The sequence below is a fragment of the Propionispora vibrioides genome (assembly GCF_900110485.1).
Lineage (GTDB): Bacteria > Bacillota > Negativicutes > Propionisporales > Propionisporaceae > Propionispora > Propionispora vibrioides.
Map to the genome: position 1 here is coordinate 1 of NZ_FODY01000026.1, position 17403 is coordinate 17403.

Below are 17403 nucleotides of genomic sequence, written 5' to 3' on the forward strand. Positions count from 1 at the left end.
AAGTTTCCGTTCTTGTTTTGGCTGCAGTAATGGGTGAAGCCGAGAAAGTCGAATGTCCCTGGTTTGCCTTCCCCTCTTTTGTTCCGCCTTTCCACGGCGAAACGTCCGAATTCGATGATCTTTGTTTTCTCCTCTGCTATCTCTAGGTTGAATTTTCTTAATCGTTCTTTCAACTTACCGTAGAAATCTTCCGCATCATCTTGGTATTGAAAGAAGCATACAAAGTCATCACAATACCGGATTATGTAGGCTTCGCCTCTGCATTCCCGCTTTATCTTTACCGTAAACCACAAGTCCAGTACATAGTGCAGGTATAAAAAAGACATGGGGACGGTGGTACTGTCTCACTTTATTTTAATAAATCTTTCCTTCAAAAAACACTCAGAAGGACAAAGGGACGATGGTTCCGGAAAGACACAGGGACGGTGGTACTGTCTTACTTTATTTTAATAAATCTTTCCTTCAAAAAAGCACTCACACTCTCTCTGTTTCTAAAATAGGCAGATGGGTTGTTGTTTTTTTAACAATTTGCCCGTCTTTGCCGCAAAAGGGACAGCGGACGATGGTTCTGTCCTATAAGACACTTCCTCCGGCCCCCGCCTTCTATTTCTTCAAAACAAGAGGGAGGTTCATTATCCTAGGTATGTCCGATCGCTTAACAGCCGTGAACGTCTTTTCCCGTTAACTTTTTACTACAATACATCTAATATTCCAGTCCCTATAGGCTATCAATCGCAACCGGTTCCTTCGCAGGAGACACGGGAACGGTGGGTACCGTCTTCCTTTATACATCTCTCCGATAAATTCTTTCCTCAAGACACAACCACCGTCCCCAAGCCTTTTCCCAGCTTGCAGTTGGTTAACTGTACACGGTCCATAAAACAATGAGTGAAATCTACATTGGAAAGATCACATTGATCAAAAACAGTATCAGTTAGTTTGAGGGCCGGCCAATGTACAGAGTTAAAAACAACATTCTTAAACAGAACTTGGCTAATGGCAACATTTGCGGCAGTCTGAGTTCCCAATGTACAGTCTTGTATCAGGCTGAGTGCCACGGAGTCTTCCTCACGAAGCTCATTTATAGATGCCAAGGGCAATTCGTTCGGCAGATTGGGCATTAATAATTTAGACTTAGCGGGTTTTTTACTCATAATATTTACCTCACGTAACATTTAACTATAATTCCATGTTTTTCTATGATTTAACAACGTATGGACAAAGTAATAACGCCTATTATATCTTACTATTTCGGGTGAATCCATAAAACTCCTGTAAAATTCATACAAATTATAAACAGCACCAATGCTAGGGACACTTTCGGCGAGCCAAAAGCATTAAAAACACTAATTCCAACGCAGGAGTTTTCACCATTCTTTTATCTGCGGTCTATTCCATAGTTCTAAATTTTTTATCAAGCCACTTACAAAAAAGAGGATTAAAGCCAAACACCTCATCCTCAAACTGTTCTTCTAGAAGTAGTAAATTCGGGGTAATCCCCCGTCTACTCACACGAGAAACTTAGCAACCACCGACTGACCTGTTCTTTTAGCCTGGAAACCCGCAGGCAAGGTTTACACCACAAAATACGTAAGTGCCAAGGAGTAGACAAAAAGAATCGGTACGTTGTCTTCAAGATCTAGACTGCTAAATGTTTTTGCACAGTCTGACTTCCCTAGCAATCCAGCCAATCGTCTATTTCTGGTTTTCTAGCCACGTCCCATTTAAATATTCGCGGTTTTTCTGAACAGTATTTACATAAACTAATAGCATCATCCAATGCATTAATCCGTCCGGTAAAATCATCCATATACAGATTTACTCCGCTATCTATTGGCAAATTGTCTATGCCAAAATACTCTTTATATTTATACATTAAGCCATCTAAGGGGCATTTGTATAACTTACCTTCTCGTAAAAAACGACATCCTCTATTAAAACACTTTTCTTGTGATATTTGTGGATTATTTTTTCCATGCATGGTTAAAAGAGCATTAAAAGTCTCTATATCAATAGAAAATCGGTAACGAAGATCATACGCATCTAGTTTTTTTATAATACTGTGTTTTATTTTACGAGTGGGCTGATAACTAGAAATATCAAAACTAATATTATATTGTTTCATCACGTGAAATAACACGTCCTCTTTTTGCTGCAAAATTAACAATCCATTAGTAACAATTCTAATATCTGTACTTGGAAGTATGGTCCTAGTAATTTTAATATATTGTACCAGATCAGGATTCAATAATGGCTCTCCACCCAATAAACGAAAGTATAATATGTTAAAATTCTCCTCTAATTTACTCAAATCTTTTTTGAATAATTCAATATCGTAAATACTATTGTTAGTATATAAATTGGAAAAATGGGTACATCCCTTACATTTTAAATTACAAGAATCTATAATATTTGTTTCTAGATATGGCATAATCTCTTTTTTCAAGTCTAGCCAGAAAATATCCTTTATACTAATCTCTTTTCCAGACATAAATATGTAAGCAGGCACTATTCCAATCTTGTTAATACCTGCCATTCTCAACTTTTTCACAACATCCTTGAATGGAATTTCTTTTAACATACCAATTAAAACGATATCTAATTCTTCCAAATATTTTTCTGGAAGTAATATAATCTGAGTTCCATTTAGAGTTAACGCATCCCTATTTTGATCAATGAAATATTCTACAGATATTTTCTCATTGTTAAAATATTGTTTGATATATTTCCCAAATTCCCCCGTTCCCCATACCGCTGCTATCATAAATATTCCCCTCTTTATGCTTTAATCTTCCTTCCTTTGATAAAAATACTCAAACATAAATTGATGCAATTTAAGCTTATCACTAGACCATTCCCATACTAGATTGTGTGGATTAATTCTAATATCTGTATCAGGGTCAAAGTCGTTAAGAGCATAATGTAAGCACTTTTCCCTGTAAAGTCTATTTTTTGACTCTCCGTGGTATAAATGAAATATATTGTAATTCATATAATATATACTATTATTAACTATATTAAACGCTTTTTCTGCCCATAAAATTTGATGTGCCTTGCATTTAGGAGGGAGCTTTTCTGTATATCCCGTAACAGGAACTCCTATAAACGCATGAGCCATAACAGAATCTCCTTCTCCCAAAATGGCTGCATCATAAAACCCTATTTTGTCAAACAACTCTCGTCGCCCTGCCCAGCAATACCCTTTATGTCCACAATATTTATCTGTTGAGAATCCTTCATTAGTGACAACATAAGCAAAACTAGGAAGCTTCTCTCCGTTGTTACCACCAACTGCCCGATTTGTAATATCAACAGGAAACTTTTCCTCACATGTTAACTTATATGCGTTTTTAAATGGCTGAATGATATAATAATTATCTAATAATTTTGCTGTTTCAGTTACCCAATTTTTATTTTCAAAAAGTATATCACAATCAATCCATATAATTTTCTTACACTCCCTAGGCAGTTTCTTCAGACCTATATTTAAAAGTCTTTCTTTTTGCCACATAATGCTATTACCTTTGGCTTTCACATAAATCATAATATCGGCATCATTCTTTGTAAGTTCATAATTTGCATCATTAAAAGCTAATTCTACACATAAAAGATTCAATCCATTACGTTTTGATTCTTGACGAAAAGTCAAATAATTTTCTTTTTTAGATTTATATTTAGCCGGATTAAAATACGTTGTGATTCCCCATATATCATTTGTAGCCATATTATTACCTCCTGAATTTTACAAAAGTGTGGGTTCTAATTCATTGACATCTTCAAGACGTCTTTCTTTATTATTAAGATAATTTTCAATAATAGAGTCAAATCTATAGTGACGGCAAGCTTTTAATGGACATACTTTATTTTTCATTTTTAAATCATAGTAATTAGCGTCCAAATGGTTAGAATAGTCACTTGTAATATTGATATTGCAATAAGCATTTTTATTATCATAGGGAGATGCAACGCATGGAAATAAATCTCCGTTAGTTCGCAATAAAGCGTATAATCCCGTCGCAGCAATATAACAAGACCGTGGAATAGGGTTATTGAATACCGGATCGTCCAGATTATCTAAGAGATAATCGTATTTTGATAAAATATGGCTACCCTTTAGAGTTTCACGAACTTGTTGTAAGTTTATAGCACCATTCAGCGTTTTGTTTTCTAAAAAATTTTGTTCTAATTTAATCACTATTGAATCACAATCAAATTGTTCCAAATAATTTATATAATAATTCAATTCTGTGTAATTTTGATTTCTCATCAAAAATTTCATCGTTATTGTTTGATTGTCTTTTCTTCTCTCAAATAAAGTCTTAATGTTATTATCTATAGAGCTAAATACATCTAAGCCACATTCTTGTATTGTACTTTCTTTATCATAACCAACTACATGAATTTGGTAAAAATCAATTTTATTTAGAATATTTTTCATGTTACTTAGATTGTATAGATTCGTAGATGTTCCTATATGCCAAGATCTATTATGTTCAACTCTTTCTACAAAATCTTCCCATCTATTCCATCCTGACGGATCGCCACCACCTGAAAAAAATATTGTTTTTAGATCACTTTTATTATAATAATTTACTAAATCAATTAGTCTATCAAAATTAATTACCATTCCACTATGACGACTTCCATAGGAACACCCATTGCATTTTAGTTGGCAGAAGTTAACAGGATGGACTTCCAATTCCCATATAGAATTTTTCACGTTATGCAATTTTCTCTTTTGATAAGCATTGATTATTTTTTCTAATTTAAAATCGGGAAAAGCGTGCTTTTTAGTCAAAATAATTGCCTGATGTGGAAGAAACCTTCCATTTCGTATAATATAAATTCCCATGAAAAATACCCCCTTTATTTTGTTGGGTATTTTTTACTCAACAGGTACAATATACAATATATTCTTTTAATCCACAATACATATTCATTAAATTAAAAAGATATTATTTTATATGAATAATTGCATGTTATTTACAGCTACATTGATTAGTTGTATTCTTATACTGTATAGTCATCTTTTATAAGGAGTGTTTTTTATGAATGGATTACCTATATCGGTAAAAGGTGTTTTAAAAAAGAATGATAAATACCTATTACGTATAAACGAACGAAATGAATATGAGTTATTAGGAGGACATTTAGAAGCAAATGATTTTACTATAAAAGATAGATTAAAAACTGAATTTCGTGAGGAATCTGGAATTGAGATTGACGTGTGCGAACTTTATGAACCTTGGCTTTATGAAATTGGAGAGTCCTCTGTGCTTATCATTCCCTTTTTTTGTAGCCCACGATCTACTCCTAACACTCTTATCGATCAAGATGGTGGACGTCTTGAGTGGGTTGATGAAAACCGCATTGTCTCTCTCCCTATGCCTCAAGGATATAAAGACACTATTCTTAAGGTACAACCACATAAAAGTTATTCAAAACCAGCAAAGAAATATTTCAAAATTATTCCTAATTACCAAGAAACAAAATTTCATATTATTGTTACAATTCATGAGAAGCATGAAGTTCTACTTAGCCAAGCGCTCCCTACAAATGCTTCCCCTATGGATTTTGCTCTTTATTCTTTACAAATGACTGGTCGGCGCTACAAAACCATTAGAATACATGATTTATCACTGTGTAAGCAAACCTTATCTTTGAATTACGAAACTCTGTCTTGACTTTATTTTTCTCATTAGTTTAGCCGGGCAGTTTTTGCAGGTAAGCGAGCGGACAAAAAAGCGACAGCTAGACTGTTTTAACCAGGAATGTCGCTCTTTTTTATAGTAGTCCGCTAACTTCACAGAAACAAGTTATATTCATTTTCTTAATGGCTCCGCTGCGTTGCCAGGAAGCTTGCTTCAATACAGGCTATTTTTCTTTTAAAAATAATTACAACAACTATGGCAATCAGCAGAGGCACAACCATGACGCGCCACATAATTCTATAGCCGAAGGTCTGGGCAACTAAGCCAGCAAAAGTGGGGCCCAGTAGGTTTCCGATATCCATGCCGACAAAATTGGTGCTGCTCCCTGCGCCCCGGCGTTCATTGGGGACACACTTCATAGCCAACGCCTGAATGGCCGGCTGGCATGCACCAAAACCAAAAGAAGCTAAAAACGCGGCCAGCAGAAAGCTGGAAAGCGTATGGGAAACACTGATGATAAAAAAAGAAATTACATCGCAAAAAAGTGCGGGAGTAAATACCCTGACAAAGCCGAACCGGTCGGTGAGCTTGCCGACGATGGGTCTTGTAAAGATCATCGTTATGGCCGAAACGGTGAAATACAGGCTAATGTCTGATCCAACTCCCTGTTCATTGGCAAAGACGACCAGAAAAGAATTTACCACACAAAACGCCATGATGATAAAAACCAGCACGGTGGCCGGTAAAAATGCTTCTTTGGCAAGAATGTTGTTTAACGTTATTTTCAATTTTTTAGTTCGCTTATAGCGAATTTTGATCTTAAAAGCCAAAAACGCGGCCAGCAGCATGACACCGGCATTAAAGGCAAACGTCAGATGGTATCCGATCTGGCTGACAAGCCACAGTCCGACCGTTGGCCCGCTGGCCTGGGCCACCACCTGCGCCAGCGAATAGTAGCCGATTCCGGCTCCATACTTACTCTTGGGTAATGTCTCAGCCACCATAGCCAGGCAGCAAACATTGCCAAAGGCCTGGCCGCAGCCTTGCAGAATGCGAAAGGCTATCAGTGACGGTACGCTTTGCGACAGGCTATATCCCAGGAAGGCTGCCGTCATCGTAACCATGGCGCCCGCCACCAGATATTTCCGGTTATAGGTATCCATCGCCGGGGCCGACACCACTTTAAAAAGCAAGGCCGAAACGGCGAACGTACTCATCAGAACGCCAATGGCCGAAGCGGAAGCGCCCAGTGAATCGGCATAGATGGCCAATAGAGCATTACTCATATACTGAGCCAGATTCATCACCATATTGGCAAAAAAGATGCTAATAAACATGAAATTCCATATCTTGGTTTGTTCCTGCGGCTCACTCTGAGCATCGGTTTGCTTCACCATATTGACTGCCTCCGGTTCACTACCCCTGATTATAAATCAAGAGACTTAGTTGTTATACCAACTATTATATCAGCTCAGCAGCTAGTTTGAAAACATCTATAACGGATAGTTGCCTGACCGCTATGGTTGGGCCAGGGCTTACTTTATCATCCTATTCTTGGGTTTAGCCCTACTGTTTACCATCTCTTTACTTTATCGGCACCAAAACAACAAAACCATGTAGCAGCAGATGGTATAGCAGGAACAGGAGATATCGCCAACCGTTTAGCGACATCTCCTGTTCCTGTTTTTGGGAAGCGATTATTCAATTTGCCAAGGCTTCTTGTCCTTGTCCAAATGCTTTCTTGCCAGCTGATAAACTTGTTGCACTGATTTTTGTGATATATCCCAGGTTTGAAGTTCTGCTTCGACTAATTCTCCATGTTTCTTACTAATGTCCTTTAAGGCATTGCCTACTGATTTCCTTACATATTCACTAGGGTCATTTCTCAAGTTTGCAAGCAGTTTTATCGCTTCATCGGGGTTTTGTTTGAAATACTCCCGGCCGGTCCAGATCCGTAATCCCTCGGTAACAGCTCTTCTGACATTGGGATTGCTATGGTTTAGCCATTCTTTAATGATCGGCAGTGAATTCTCATAGCCACGCTCATGACAAAACCGTTCAAAGGCTTTGGCCAGGATCTCCTGGACTTGCCAGCTTTTATCTAAACTAACCTCTTCTTTTAAAAAGACTAATGCCTCGTGCAATCTGCCTGAAATGGCAACACAGATAAATGCACTTGATAATGCTCTGACTGGTAATATTCCTTTGCCAGCAAGAAACAAGCCTGTACTGAAAACCATCTGAGACGGTTCGTTCAATTCGCCAAGCTCTCTTCTTCTACACCCTCCAACTCGGCAGACCATCTCCAAGAGTGATCTAGATAGTAATTCCTAAATAACAGCGGCTACTAACCCTTATAGGCAAAGACGGCGTGCAGTCTTTGCTTATCTCAGACCAGTCGCCGTCTTTCTTACTTCTTAGCAATACATATTTATTTAAAATACGAGACTTATAAAAAAACTCTGTTCCGCTACTATTCATAGAGCAAATCAGCTACTTGCGCCTATCTGCCGGGCCAGTTCCTGATCCAGGATAACCGTGACATCCCAGTGCAGCTTTAACGGAGTGCACGGCACTTGCGTAGTGACCGCAGCCCCGGTTAGCAGCTTCTTGAGCACAGCAGCCTTTTGACTGCCAGTGGCCAACAGCACGATCTTCCCAGTCTGCAGGATATCGCCTGCCCCCATCGTGATAGCCGCCTTCGTTATCTTTTCATTTTGGTTTACCCGAGGAGACTTTCTCCATAATAGCGTTGCTTCACCTTTACTTCAATGTATTAGTTCAATGATTTAATATTGTAAAATATAGTATTTCCCATTCTCTTCATTTTGCCTAAAATAAGTTTTATCCCACATTTCAACAACTAATGTTGAATCTTTCTCCGTTTTATTGCAACGATATGTAATAATAACATTATTTTTTTCCCAAATATAATAATTCAAATTAGGATCAAACTTGTTCTCACCATATATAAACTTTGATAAAGTCGTGTATTCGCCGTACATCTGTTTAAGTTTTAAGAAAACACTTGTATCCTTTTCCTGCACGTTTTGATTTTTTAACTTAATTGAAAATGTTACTGCAAATAATTTTTGATCCCATTCATCGCCTACACCAGAAAGATATACTGTCCAAAAATTATCGTAGTCTACTTGCGTATATTTATATTTTTCTATCTTTCCCTGTGCAATTTTACTTTTCTTAAATGGCAATTCCTTTAATATTTCATCAATTTTACTAGCAGAATTCTCACCAAACTTTAACTCTACTGTAGGCTGCGAAAGCTCCTCTTTACCAATCCCAGTAAATAATATTTTATATATTTCATTAGGCGAATATTGCGTATCGCGAGAATCTGCCGCAAATACAACTGAGGTTAGAGCAATTAATAGCAAGGTTAATATAAGAACTTTTTTCATCCTGACCTCCATTTTATATAAGATTAATTATTTATTAATTAATTTTGCAAGAGACAGTAATACCATTTCTGTGCAGCTAAAAAGAGATGAATAAATATCCCGTAAAACAGAATAATTCAATCCTTTATTCACTATCCTGCCAACTAGTTACCACACCAGTTTCCAGATATAGATAGTTGCTGCCGTATACCCATTGTTCACGAACCATATCACTGTTTACCATCCGGTTTATTCTTTCCGGCTTTCCATAAATCCGTACATCTATTCTTTGAAATTCATTTGCAATATAATTCTAATTTAGATTCTAAACAAGGAAACTCCTGCTAAAATCTGTATTAATTTTACAAATATAATTATTTTATGACAGCAAGTCTCCGTCGCCTTATTGCTATCATTCTAACCTATTTTGTCAGTCTGACAATTTATGTAGAAAACAGTTGCGCATTTACGTTGTTACTATCCGTTCTAATTCTCGCGAGTTATTCTAACAATATATGGTAACTTCATGTATAATTATATTGTGGATTTTAATGATAAGGGAGTTGTTACTTTGGGGTTTTTAGATTCTGTTCTTGGCAATGCGTCCGAAGTTGATATTAGTGCTATCCAAAATGATTACGCTAGAATTCTCGCCAATAACGAGAGAATTGAAAAAGCGTATCGACTCATTCGTGATATGTTCCTATTTACGGATAAGCGCCTGATTTTAGTGAATATACAAGGAATTACCGGCAAAAAGGTTGAGTATCATTCCATCCCCTACCGCGCCATAACCCATTTTAGTATTGAAACCGCCGGACATTTTGATCTGGATGCAGAACTCAAAATTTGGATTTCCGGTACAGATACTCCCATTGAAAAGAAATTCAATAAGAACCTTAACATTTATGAACTGCAAGGTGTACTTGCCTCCTATACATTGCGCTAACCTGCACTGTATTAGGTAAGTGTCATGAAACAGGAATGGAGGTGTCGCGGAACGCGACACCTCCATTTAGGTTCATGGGGCAGCTTATTGTTTTATCCTGGCTTTTTCTTACCCTTTTAGCTCAACTTATCATTTTAATTTAACTCTTTTACCATTAAGAAACAAACAGATAGGGTGATTTTTCTTTGAAGAGCAGAAGAACGTCCCCAATGCCCTTAGTCAGGGTAACTTATCCTCTTCGTCTTTTGGTGGATCAAGCGGTTTCATGGCAGGCTGCGGCATAACCGGAGAGGTTGCCTTTTCCTGTTCAAACATATGTAGACATTGTGCCATCGCCAGGCCAAATATCGTTGACGATATTACATTGGTTATACCTGTTTTCAAAGGTATAGGAGAGGTTCCTTCTACTTTATACAATGTCGTAATTCCGTCGACTGTGAACCATATCAGCAGGGAGAAAAACCAACTTTTTAAAAAAAGATTTTTGCTTTTTATTAAAGGAAGCAGGTATACGAATACAACCCCAATTACAGCTGTAAAGAATATTTGGCTTATAAAGGTGAAAATCGTCTCTGCGAAGGTATAGGGCGGTACGTGAGCCAGTACGACGATGCCTGTCCAGTCTACAAATCGGAGCGTAGTCAATCCCATGCTCCCCATCAGAAGATCAATGACATTGGCAAGAATTCCACTCACAATTCCCGCCAGAAATCCCCTTTTGAATCTATCATCCATAGCCTGTCCCTCCTTATTTCGACCTTTATAGTATAATATGGCACAAGACATATTATTCTTAATGATTGAGTTAAGGGGAAAAAAGAAGGACAAGGGAGATTGATCGTTAGGGAACAGACTCATTGTCCTAATCTGACTCCCAGGACTTTTTTATGCTTTTAACCTACGGTAGACTGTAGTATTTTCTTCCAGCATCTCAATAAATTTAACCAGACTACTTACAACCAGTGCTTCTTTATGCCTGATAAGATACGTGTTAACCAGACTATATTGTTCGGGAACTGAAAAAGATGTTAGGTACCCTTTTTGCTCGTATCTTTCAATTGCCGATTGGACTTCTCACCTTATTAATCGCTGTTTCCGAGGGGCAGGCATGGGGCTGGGATTCAGTCCGGGTTTTGGGGCTATTGGTAACAACATTGCTAATGGGCGTTCTGTTTATAAACATAGAGCTGCAGAGCAATCATCCACTATTCGATCTTACATTGCTTCATAATGGGGACTATGCCGCCGGACTGGGTATTACATTAAAATTATTGCATAGGTTACTTTGCTATTACATTCTTGTTGACTATTTACTTACAGGGAACTTTGCAATTAAGCCCGTTACAATCGGGATTGCTAATCATTCTCCTGTCAGTCCCCCAGCTAATTATGGGACCACTGGGAGGTATCCTCGCCGATCGCTTCGGAGCAGTTCGCATGATGTTAGCCGGCCTTATTCTGCTTACTTTGAGCCTATATACGCTAGGAAATCTCGGCATCTACCTATCCGTCGTCTCCATCATTACGCCGCTGATTTTTATTTCCGTTGCCAACGGTATTGCCTTGCCATCCTTAGCCAAAACCGTTCTTTCGTCTGTTCCCCCAGAACATGCAGGAGCTGCTTTCGGAATGTTTTATACGATTTATAATGTAGGAAGGTCATTAAGCCAACCCTCAGCCATGGCCGTAATGCAGTTTACTATATCATCAGATATAATATAATATCACACCTATTATCACAAACGTCAGGTATGCATGATCAGGCGCCCCGCCTTCTGCTTGTTAATTCCATAATAACACCTTCCGCTTTATCATTTTATTCTTTTGTTTAGCCTTACTGCTTACCATCACCATAATTCGTCGAAACAAAAACAAAAAGCCATGCACTAGAAGCAAAATGGAATGAACGATCTTTTTATACTGTATGGTTGAGTGTCATGAATATGAGATGGAGGTGTCGCGAAACGCGACACCTCCATCTCATATTCCAGGGGCAGCTTATTAGCCACGCCTTTCAACTCAAGCTATTTTAACATCTTATTGATTTGTTTCGAAGCCGCAGTACTTTGATTAAACAAAGCCTGTTCCTCTGCATTCAATTCCAAATCAACAATTCTTTCCATACCTGCCCTTCCCAAGATCACCGGGACAGCAGCACATACATCTGTATTTTTATATTCACCATCAAGATAGGTAATACATGACAAAAGCTTTTTAGTGTCTTTTGCAATCGCTTCCGCCATCGTAGCAATTGCCGCCCCTGGAGCATACCATGCAGAAGTTCCCAAAAGCTGGGTCAAAATCCCACCACCGTCTTTTGTTTTCGCGCAAACTTCTGAAATAACGCTTTTATCCAATAATTTGTTAACGGGAATGCCTTTATAAAAAGCAAAACGTGTCAATGGAAGCATAAAATCTCCATGAACACCAATAACCATGCCATCGACATCATTATCATGACAACCAATTGCCCGACTTAAATAATAAACGAATCGACTGCTATCGAGTACGCCGCTCATGCCAATGACCTTATTCCGGGGCAATCCCATGTGTTTTATTGTCAAATAGGTTAATGTATCGGCCGGATTCGATACAATAATATATATTGCTTCCGGAGAATATTCTGTACAAGAATTTACAACACCTTTCATAATTCCGGCATTGATTCCGATTAGTTCCTCTCGTTTCATTCCTGGTTTTCTGGCAATGCCAGAGGTAATAATAATGATATCTGAATTGCTTGTTTTCTTATAGTCATTGGTACAACCAACGATTCTTGTGTTCGATCCCATTATAGCTAATTCTTGCATCATATCTGTAGATTTTCCTTCAGCAACGCCCTCTTTAACATCCAATAAAACAACATCGCTGGCTATATTTTTTAGCGCAATCACATTTGCTGCAGTAGCTCCAACATTGCCTGCACCAATAATAGAAATTTTCATAATAATCGGCTCCTTCAAGCTAAGTGTGTTCAATCTTTTAATATATTAAATGATTTACCCATAGTCTAACACCAGTATAGCAATAAGTAAAATACTATTATTTTATAAAAATAATAGTTATATACCTATATAATAATGAATAAAAATTCCATACTTATTCTATTCCTCATAACTTCCTTTTCACAAATAAATGGAGGTGTCGCAAACCGCTTTGCGACACCTCCATTTCGGCTTTTGTAGTCTGTAACAAACAACTCAGTTACCTCTAATGGAAACTCCTGCATTAATGCAAGAGTTTTAATTTTTTATCACAAGTTTTCCTTATTTGTGCCAGAATATCTTTTTTGCATCAATACGATTTCTTTTATAAATTTCATATTCCTTGACACAAACAAGATAAATATGTTGGTAAAAACCATTCTTCACACACATCTTCATAAGTATTCCATAAGCCTTGCAGCCTATCCCAAAAAGCTATTCAGCATTTATAACCCAAACCTTAATGTTGTTTCCATCTGACCTACAGGCTATTATCTTCCCGTCATTTATTATACGTACTTTTTGAATACCTCTATATTTTGAAGTGCTGGTAGATTTTAATGGTATTTCTTTTAATAAATTTCCAGAGATATCCCATATTTTAAGGCTTTGTCCAAATGTCGCTATAGTTTTCCCATCAGGGGAAAAGCTTACTGAACCTATCCCATCACTATCCCCAACAACACTCCACACTAAGCGACCCGTGTCGACTTCCCACAACTTTAAGTTATTTCCTGCCTTGTCTGGATAGTTGCCACTTCCAGCAACTATCCATTTGTTATCCGGTGAAAAAGCCAACTCATTCACATAGTTCCATTTATTGTTTTGCGAAAGCGTCCGTAGTTCATGACGATCGCCATCTTTATTTGTCCATAACTGGACTTTTCCAAAATCGTTTCCAGCGGCGACTAATTTATTATCGTTAGAAAATGCAATTTGAAATGGCATTTTAGTAATACCTGACGTACGACCGTTATAATCTCCCTTATTTGTGTCCCAAAATGTTATATTGTCAAAAACACCAGCATCGGCAAGATATTTTCCATCATAAGAAAACTTCTCCGCAAAACAGCCAGATGAGCTGTCTATTGAAAATGTTATCTTCCCTGTATCGGTTGACCAAATCTTAATATGCCCATCGTAATCTCCAGTGACTATTAATTTGCTATCTTGTGAAAAAGCAGTGCTTAAAATTTCTTTTTTATGTCCTTGAATCGTGTGTGTACGTTGTTTGTTATCAATTTCCGTATAGGAAGTTAGATCTCTAAAGATTGATCCATTTGATAAATCCCAAACCTTCGCAATACGATCTTCTCCGCCACTTACTAAATATCTTCCATCTGAAGATATGTCAATTGAACGAATCAAAGCGGTATGTCCCGATAAATTATACTCTTGAATTGCCGCGTCTGCGTTTTGAGGTAAGCTAAGAAACATAACCATACAAATAATTGCCAAAAATGGTGTTAACGTAAATGACTCAAATTTTTCCCACAATACCTGATACAATCGTATCACTCCCCCTATAATATCGTACATTCCAACAACTCTCGTGAACAGTTCTTTAGAGCTTTATAACCAAATAAGATCTGTCATAATTGGCCCTAATTGATATCTGAAAACGGCTTCACTGAGTAACATCCACGTGCATCTAATCTTTGAAATTCGTTTGGAATATAATACTATTTTAGATTCTAATAAGGAAACTCCTGCAAATGATGTATGAATTTGACACAATGATTAGATGCAGCTACCGAGGTCGCATTGGGAATATTTTTTCAATATCAATCACAAAAGAATATTTATCATCTTCCAGTACACTTTGGGCCCCATACTTCTCCCATATTTTCCTAGATACTATATTATTTTCTCTAATTGTAGAACTTACATACTTCAATCCCTTTCTTCTGGCCAACTCGAGTATAAGCCGAAAAGCTTTACTGGCATATCCTTTATTCCAATATCTACTCCCTAGCCAATAACCAATTCGGGCAGTATGGTTGACCATATCCTGATGACTTAACGCTATCATCCCTATCGCGTTTTTCTCAAGAACGATCGCAAATAAATTTGTACATCTCTCAACAGTCCATTTTTTATTGGTTTCCATAAAATTCTGTTTGGATATCTTAACAGAGTTATTCGAACCTAGAGCCTCAATCAAACAATCATCATGATTGAGAACCCAAACAAGTTGGTCAATATGTTTATCAACGGATTCAAGAACTATGTTATCACTTTTATTGAGTACGCTATCGTTGATATTTTCCATAAATCCATCTCCATCACAATTCATCTTCAATTTTTCCATAAAAATGTGAACGCGAAAAACCTTTTATTGCATAACAGCTACCTTATTAAGGTACTTCAGTATATTGACAAACTCCTTCAAACCCAATCAACCGCCCCCCTGATTTAAAGAATTGAGGGACAACGGTAAGGATTCCGGAATAAAAAACACAAACCAATTGCTATTATGCCTCGTATTGGCTATAATAGTTAAGTAGTGTTAACTTTTTTTGTAGGGGAGGAAAAATTTTAAGTGGCATTGTCTGATCTATATATACAGCTTAGAAAGATATTAATTGAAATATCGCAAACTTATCGCGAAGCCAATTCGGAGCCTGAATTGCCGAATTTAACAATTAAGCAATATTATTATCTTGACAATATCTATCGGATAAATAATCCTACATATAGCGAGATAGCAGAAAAGCTTAAAGTGACCAAACCTGCTGTTACTTCCATTGTAAACAAACTAATAAAAATTGGCTATCTTGAAAGAGTACAATCAGCAACAGATCGTCGTGTTTATTATATTATGGTCAATAATAGAGGTAAAAAGTTGATTGAAATAAATGACGGCGCCACCGATGCTTATGCCAAATATGTTGAAGAGTGCCTTACAGAGGATGAATTAAAAACGCATATCGATATATTGAGGAAAGTTATTGTGAATTACGAGTTCAAAAACAACAAGTGAGACATATTTATATTTTTTTATAAAAATAGTTAATTCAATTAAACTAACAATATAACTAGGAGGTCTTTGTCATGAACAAAAAACCCGTATGTTTTCCGGTTGTTGCACAAGATGCGGTAAATTATCTAATTGGTAAATATCTTGCAGACAGTCAAATCCGTTGTGTCTTACGGCTTAATGGAAGAATTGATGAAACAATGCTGCAACAAGCTGTATGGTTATCCCTCGATGTTGAACCAATTCTTAGGTGCCGCTTCATAGAAGATGGCAATTATCCTGTTTGGGAACTGCGAAAAGATCTTGATATTGCTGACTTGTTTTCTGTGGTTGAAACTAACAATATTGATGAAGAGTTGCAAAAATTCATTGACGCTCGTTATGACACTGATTGTCAAATAAAAGTACGCCTAATCAGGACAGAATCGGACACTGTTTGTATAAAAATTAATCATGCTTGCTCAGACGCAGCCGGACTTAAGCAATATTTAAACCTGCTGGCATCGATTTATAATCAGCTATGTAAAGGACTACAATATGTTGTAGAACCAAGAACATCTAGTCGTGGACAAGATCAGATTTTTAATATTCAGCATATTGCTAACGCCGTAAACGAAATAATGAAAACCGGGACTGATCCGGCTCAACCCACAGTGGCGTTTCCCTGTAAGTTACGCGAAGAGAACGAACGAACATTTGTAGCGAATAAAATTTATTCGGTTAATAATATAGCTGACTATGCTAGGAACAACGATGCTACGGTGAATGACGTTCTGTTGACTGCATTCATTAGAGTTGTATCTAAAATAGCGAAAATACAGAACAAGACCATAGCTTTTAATTTTACGGTGGATTTGCGGAGATATTTACCTGATCGTACATCAAAAACGATTTGTAATCTTTCTGTAATACAGGATATTACGGTTAACCATGATCCTACGGAATCATTCGATGAAACATTATCACGTCTCGTGATGGAAACAAAAAAAATAATGCGTAATTATCCCGGAATTAAAAGTGCATATTCATTAGAACTGGCACATGAAAAAATGAGCATTTTTAAAAATGTTGGTATGCGTTTTCAACAGCGTCAAAAATACTTTTCTTCCACCGGATTATGCATCCCGACCCTCTCGAATGTCGGAATTATTGCCGACGAAACAACTAAGTTTGGATTATTAAAAATTGACGAATGTTATATGGTTGGGCCCGCCGTATTTTCACCTGGATTCGCAATTATTGCTAGTACTTATGATAATACATTAACCCTTACCGTGAACTCGTTTCAGTCCACAATGCCAAAAGCGATGATAGAGCAATTCATGAACTCAATGTGCAATGAACTTAGTAGTTTGTTCAAGTAGTTGGTAAATTGCCAATACCCTCGTCCCCATGACACACATACGATTTCTTAACTCCTATCTGAAATCCCGAGAGGTTT

18 protein-coding genes are annotated in these 17403 nt (G+C 37.3%); 5 read left to right on the top strand and 13 right to left on the bottom strand.

The features are described from left to right. From BMW43_RS21825 to BMW43_RS16850, 5 genes are all read right to left on the bottom strand, one after another. Nucleotides 1-326: reverse transcriptase domain-containing protein (locus tag BMW43_RS21825; RefSeq protein ID WP_342725859.1), on the bottom strand; the 326-nt coding region annotated here is incomplete at its 3' end. Between the two features lie 486 nt (nt 327-812). Further along, nucleotides 813-1154: a pentapeptide repeat-containing protein gene (locus BMW43_RS16835; protein ID WP_177173648.1), complete on the bottom strand. Its 342-nt coding sequence runs from the start codon at nt 1152-1154 to the stop codon at nt 813-815. A 521-nt stretch (nt 1155-1675) separates the two neighbouring features. Then, the gene (locus tag BMW43_RS16840) at nt 1676-2764 is read right to left on the bottom strand and encodes a radical SAM family protein (RefSeq protein ID WP_091750375.1); all 1089 of its coding nucleotides are present in this window, start codon (nt 2762-2764) and stop codon (nt 1676-1678) included. Nucleotides 2765-2785: 21 nt separating this feature from the next. Then, on the bottom strand, nt 2786-3724 hold the full coding sequence (locus tag BMW43_RS16845) for a hypothetical protein (RefSeq protein WP_091750377.1): 939 nt from the start codon (nt 3722-3724) through the stop codon (nt 2786-2788). Nucleotides 3725-3742: 18 nt separating this feature from the next. Then, nucleotides 3743-4852: a radical SAM protein gene (locus BMW43_RS16850; protein ID WP_091750379.1), complete on the bottom strand. Its 1110-nt coding sequence runs from the start codon at nt 4850-4852 to the stop codon at nt 3743-3745. 196 nt (nt 4853-5048) lie between these two features. Between BMW43_RS16850 and BMW43_RS16855 the strand changes: the two genes are divergently transcribed. Continuing rightward, nucleotides 5049-5684, top strand: a complete 636-nt coding sequence (locus BMW43_RS16855) for an NUDIX hydrolase (protein WP_091750381.1) — start codon at nt 5049-5051, stop codon at nt 5682-5684. 146 nt (nt 5685-5830) lie between these two features. Here BMW43_RS16855 and BMW43_RS16860 read toward each other — a convergent pair whose 3' ends face one another. From BMW43_RS16860 to BMW43_RS16875, 4 genes are all read right to left on the bottom strand, one after another. Further along, complete coding sequence (locus BMW43_RS16860; protein WP_091750384.1) at nt 5831-7048, bottom strand: MFS transporter; 1218 nt, start codon at nt 7046-7048, stop codon at nt 5831-5833. Between the two features lie 300 nt (nt 7049-7348). Next, entirely contained in the window at nt 7349-7909 is a 561-nt protein-coding gene (locus BMW43_RS16865; RefSeq protein ID WP_218140714.1) for a DNA alkylation repair protein, read from the bottom strand. A 231-nt stretch (nt 7910-8140) separates the two neighbouring features. Beyond that, complete coding sequence (locus BMW43_RS16870) at nt 8141-8338, bottom strand: sugar phosphate isomerase family (protein WP_091750391.1); 198 nt, start codon at nt 8336-8338, stop codon at nt 8141-8143. A 102-nt stretch (nt 8339-8440) separates the two neighbouring features. After that, nucleotides 8441-9070 (bottom strand): hypothetical protein, encoded by a 630-nt coding sequence (locus BMW43_RS16875; protein ID WP_091750394.1) that lies wholly within the window; start codon nt 9068-9070, stop codon nt 8441-8443. Between the two features lie 550 nt (nt 9071-9620). Here BMW43_RS16875 and BMW43_RS16880 point away from each other — a divergent pair. After that, entirely contained in the window at nt 9621-9998 is a 378-nt protein-coding gene (locus BMW43_RS16880; RefSeq protein WP_091750553.1) for a PH domain-containing protein, read from the top strand. A gap of 219 nt (nt 9999-10217) precedes the next feature. On the opposite strand, the gene BMW43_RS16885 is transcribed toward BMW43_RS16880, so the two are convergent. Continuing rightward, nucleotides 10218-10733 carry a hypothetical protein gene (locus BMW43_RS16885; protein WP_091750397.1) on the bottom strand — a complete coding sequence of 172 codons (516 nt, stop codon included), beginning with the start codon at nt 10731-10733 and terminating at the stop codon, nt 10218-10220. 540 nt (nt 10734-11273) lie between these two features. Here BMW43_RS16885 and BMW43_RS16890 point away from each other — a divergent pair. Continuing rightward, entirely contained in the window at nt 11274-11720 is a 447-nt protein-coding gene (locus BMW43_RS16890) for an MFS transporter (RefSeq protein WP_091750400.1), read from the top strand. Nucleotides 11721-12022: 302 nt separating this feature from the next. On the opposite strand, the gene BMW43_RS16895 is transcribed toward BMW43_RS16890, so the two are convergent. The 3 genes from BMW43_RS16895 to BMW43_RS16905 all read right to left on the bottom strand — a co-directional run bounded on the left by BMW43_RS16895 (nt 12023) and on the right by BMW43_RS16905 (nt 15254). Then, entirely contained in the window at nt 12023-12943 is a 921-nt protein-coding gene (locus tag BMW43_RS16895; RefSeq protein ID WP_091750403.1) for a malate dehydrogenase, read from the bottom strand. Nucleotides 12944-13417: 474 nt separating this feature from the next. Beyond that, nucleotides 13418-14491 carry a WD40 repeat domain-containing protein gene (locus BMW43_RS16900; protein WP_177173650.1) on the bottom strand — a complete coding sequence of 358 codons (1074 nt, stop codon included), beginning with the start codon at nt 14489-14491 and terminating at the stop codon, nt 13418-13420. Between the two features lie 241 nt (nt 14492-14732). After that, complete coding sequence (locus BMW43_RS16905) at nt 14733-15254, bottom strand: GNAT family N-acetyltransferase (RefSeq protein ID WP_218140715.1); 522 nt, start codon at nt 15252-15254, stop codon at nt 14733-14735. 270 nt (nt 15255-15524) lie between these two features. Here BMW43_RS16905 and BMW43_RS16910 point away from each other — a divergent pair, with 270 nt between their 5' ends. Both BMW43_RS16910 and BMW43_RS16915 read left to right on the top strand, forming a co-directional pair. After that, nucleotides 15525-15965, top strand: coding sequence for a MarR family winged helix-turn-helix transcriptional regulator (locus tag BMW43_RS16910; protein WP_091750409.1), 441 nt, complete (start codon nt 15525-15527; stop codon nt 15963-15965). 71 nt (nt 15966-16036) lie between these two features. After that, nucleotides 16037-17326 carry a condensation domain-containing protein gene (locus BMW43_RS16915; protein ID WP_091750412.1) on the top strand — a complete coding sequence of 430 codons (1290 nt, stop codon included), beginning with the start codon at nt 16037-16039 and terminating at the stop codon, nt 17324-17326. Nucleotides 17327-17403: the final 77 nt, after the last annotated feature.

Excerpts from the sequence above, each read along its gene's own strand:
- BMW43_RS16835 (WP_177173648.1), bottom strand. The coding sequence starts at position 1,154 with ATGAGTAAAAAACCCGCTAAGTCTAAATTATTAATGCCCAATCTGCCG.
- BMW43_RS16840 (WP_091750375.1), bottom strand. The coding sequence starts at position 2,764 with ATGATAGCAGCGGTATGGGGAACGGGGGAATTTGGGAAATATATCAAA.
- BMW43_RS16885 (WP_091750397.1), bottom strand. The coding sequence starts at position 10,733 with ATGGATGATAGATTCAAAAGGGGATTTCTGGCGGGAATTGTGAGTGGA.
- BMW43_RS16895 (WP_091750403.1), bottom strand. The coding sequence starts at position 12,943 with ATGAAAATTTCTATTATTGGTGCAGGCAATGTTGGAGCTACTGCAGCA.
- BMW43_RS16870 (WP_091750391.1), bottom strand. The coding sequence starts at position 8,338 with ATGGGGGCAGGCGATATCCTGCAGACTGGGAAGATCGTGCTGTTGGCC.
- BMW43_RS16915 (WP_091750412.1), top strand. The coding sequence starts at position 16,037 with ATGAACAAAAAACCCGTATGTTTTCCGGTTGTTGCACAAGATGCGGTA.
- BMW43_RS16905 (WP_218140715.1), bottom strand. The coding sequence starts at position 15,254 with ATGGAAAATATCAACGATAGCGTACTCAATAAAAGTGATAACATAGTT.
- BMW43_RS16850 (WP_091750379.1), bottom strand. The coding sequence starts at position 4,852 with ATGGGAATTTATATTATACGAAATGGAAGGTTTCTTCCACATCAGGCA.
- BMW43_RS16875 (WP_091750394.1), bottom strand. The coding sequence starts at position 9,070 with ATGAAAAAAGTTCTTATATTAACCTTGCTATTAATTGCTCTAACCTCA.
- BMW43_RS16860 (WP_091750384.1), bottom strand. The coding sequence starts at position 7,048 with ATGGTGAAGCAAACCGATGCTCAGAGTGAGCCGCAGGAACAAACCAAG.
- BMW43_RS16845 (WP_091750377.1), bottom strand. The coding sequence starts at position 3,724 with ATGGCTACAAATGATATATGGGGAATCACAACGTATTTTAATCCGGCT.
- BMW43_RS16855 (WP_091750381.1), top strand. The coding sequence starts at position 5,049 with ATGAATGGATTACCTATATCGGTAAAAGGTGTTTTAAAAAAGAATGAT.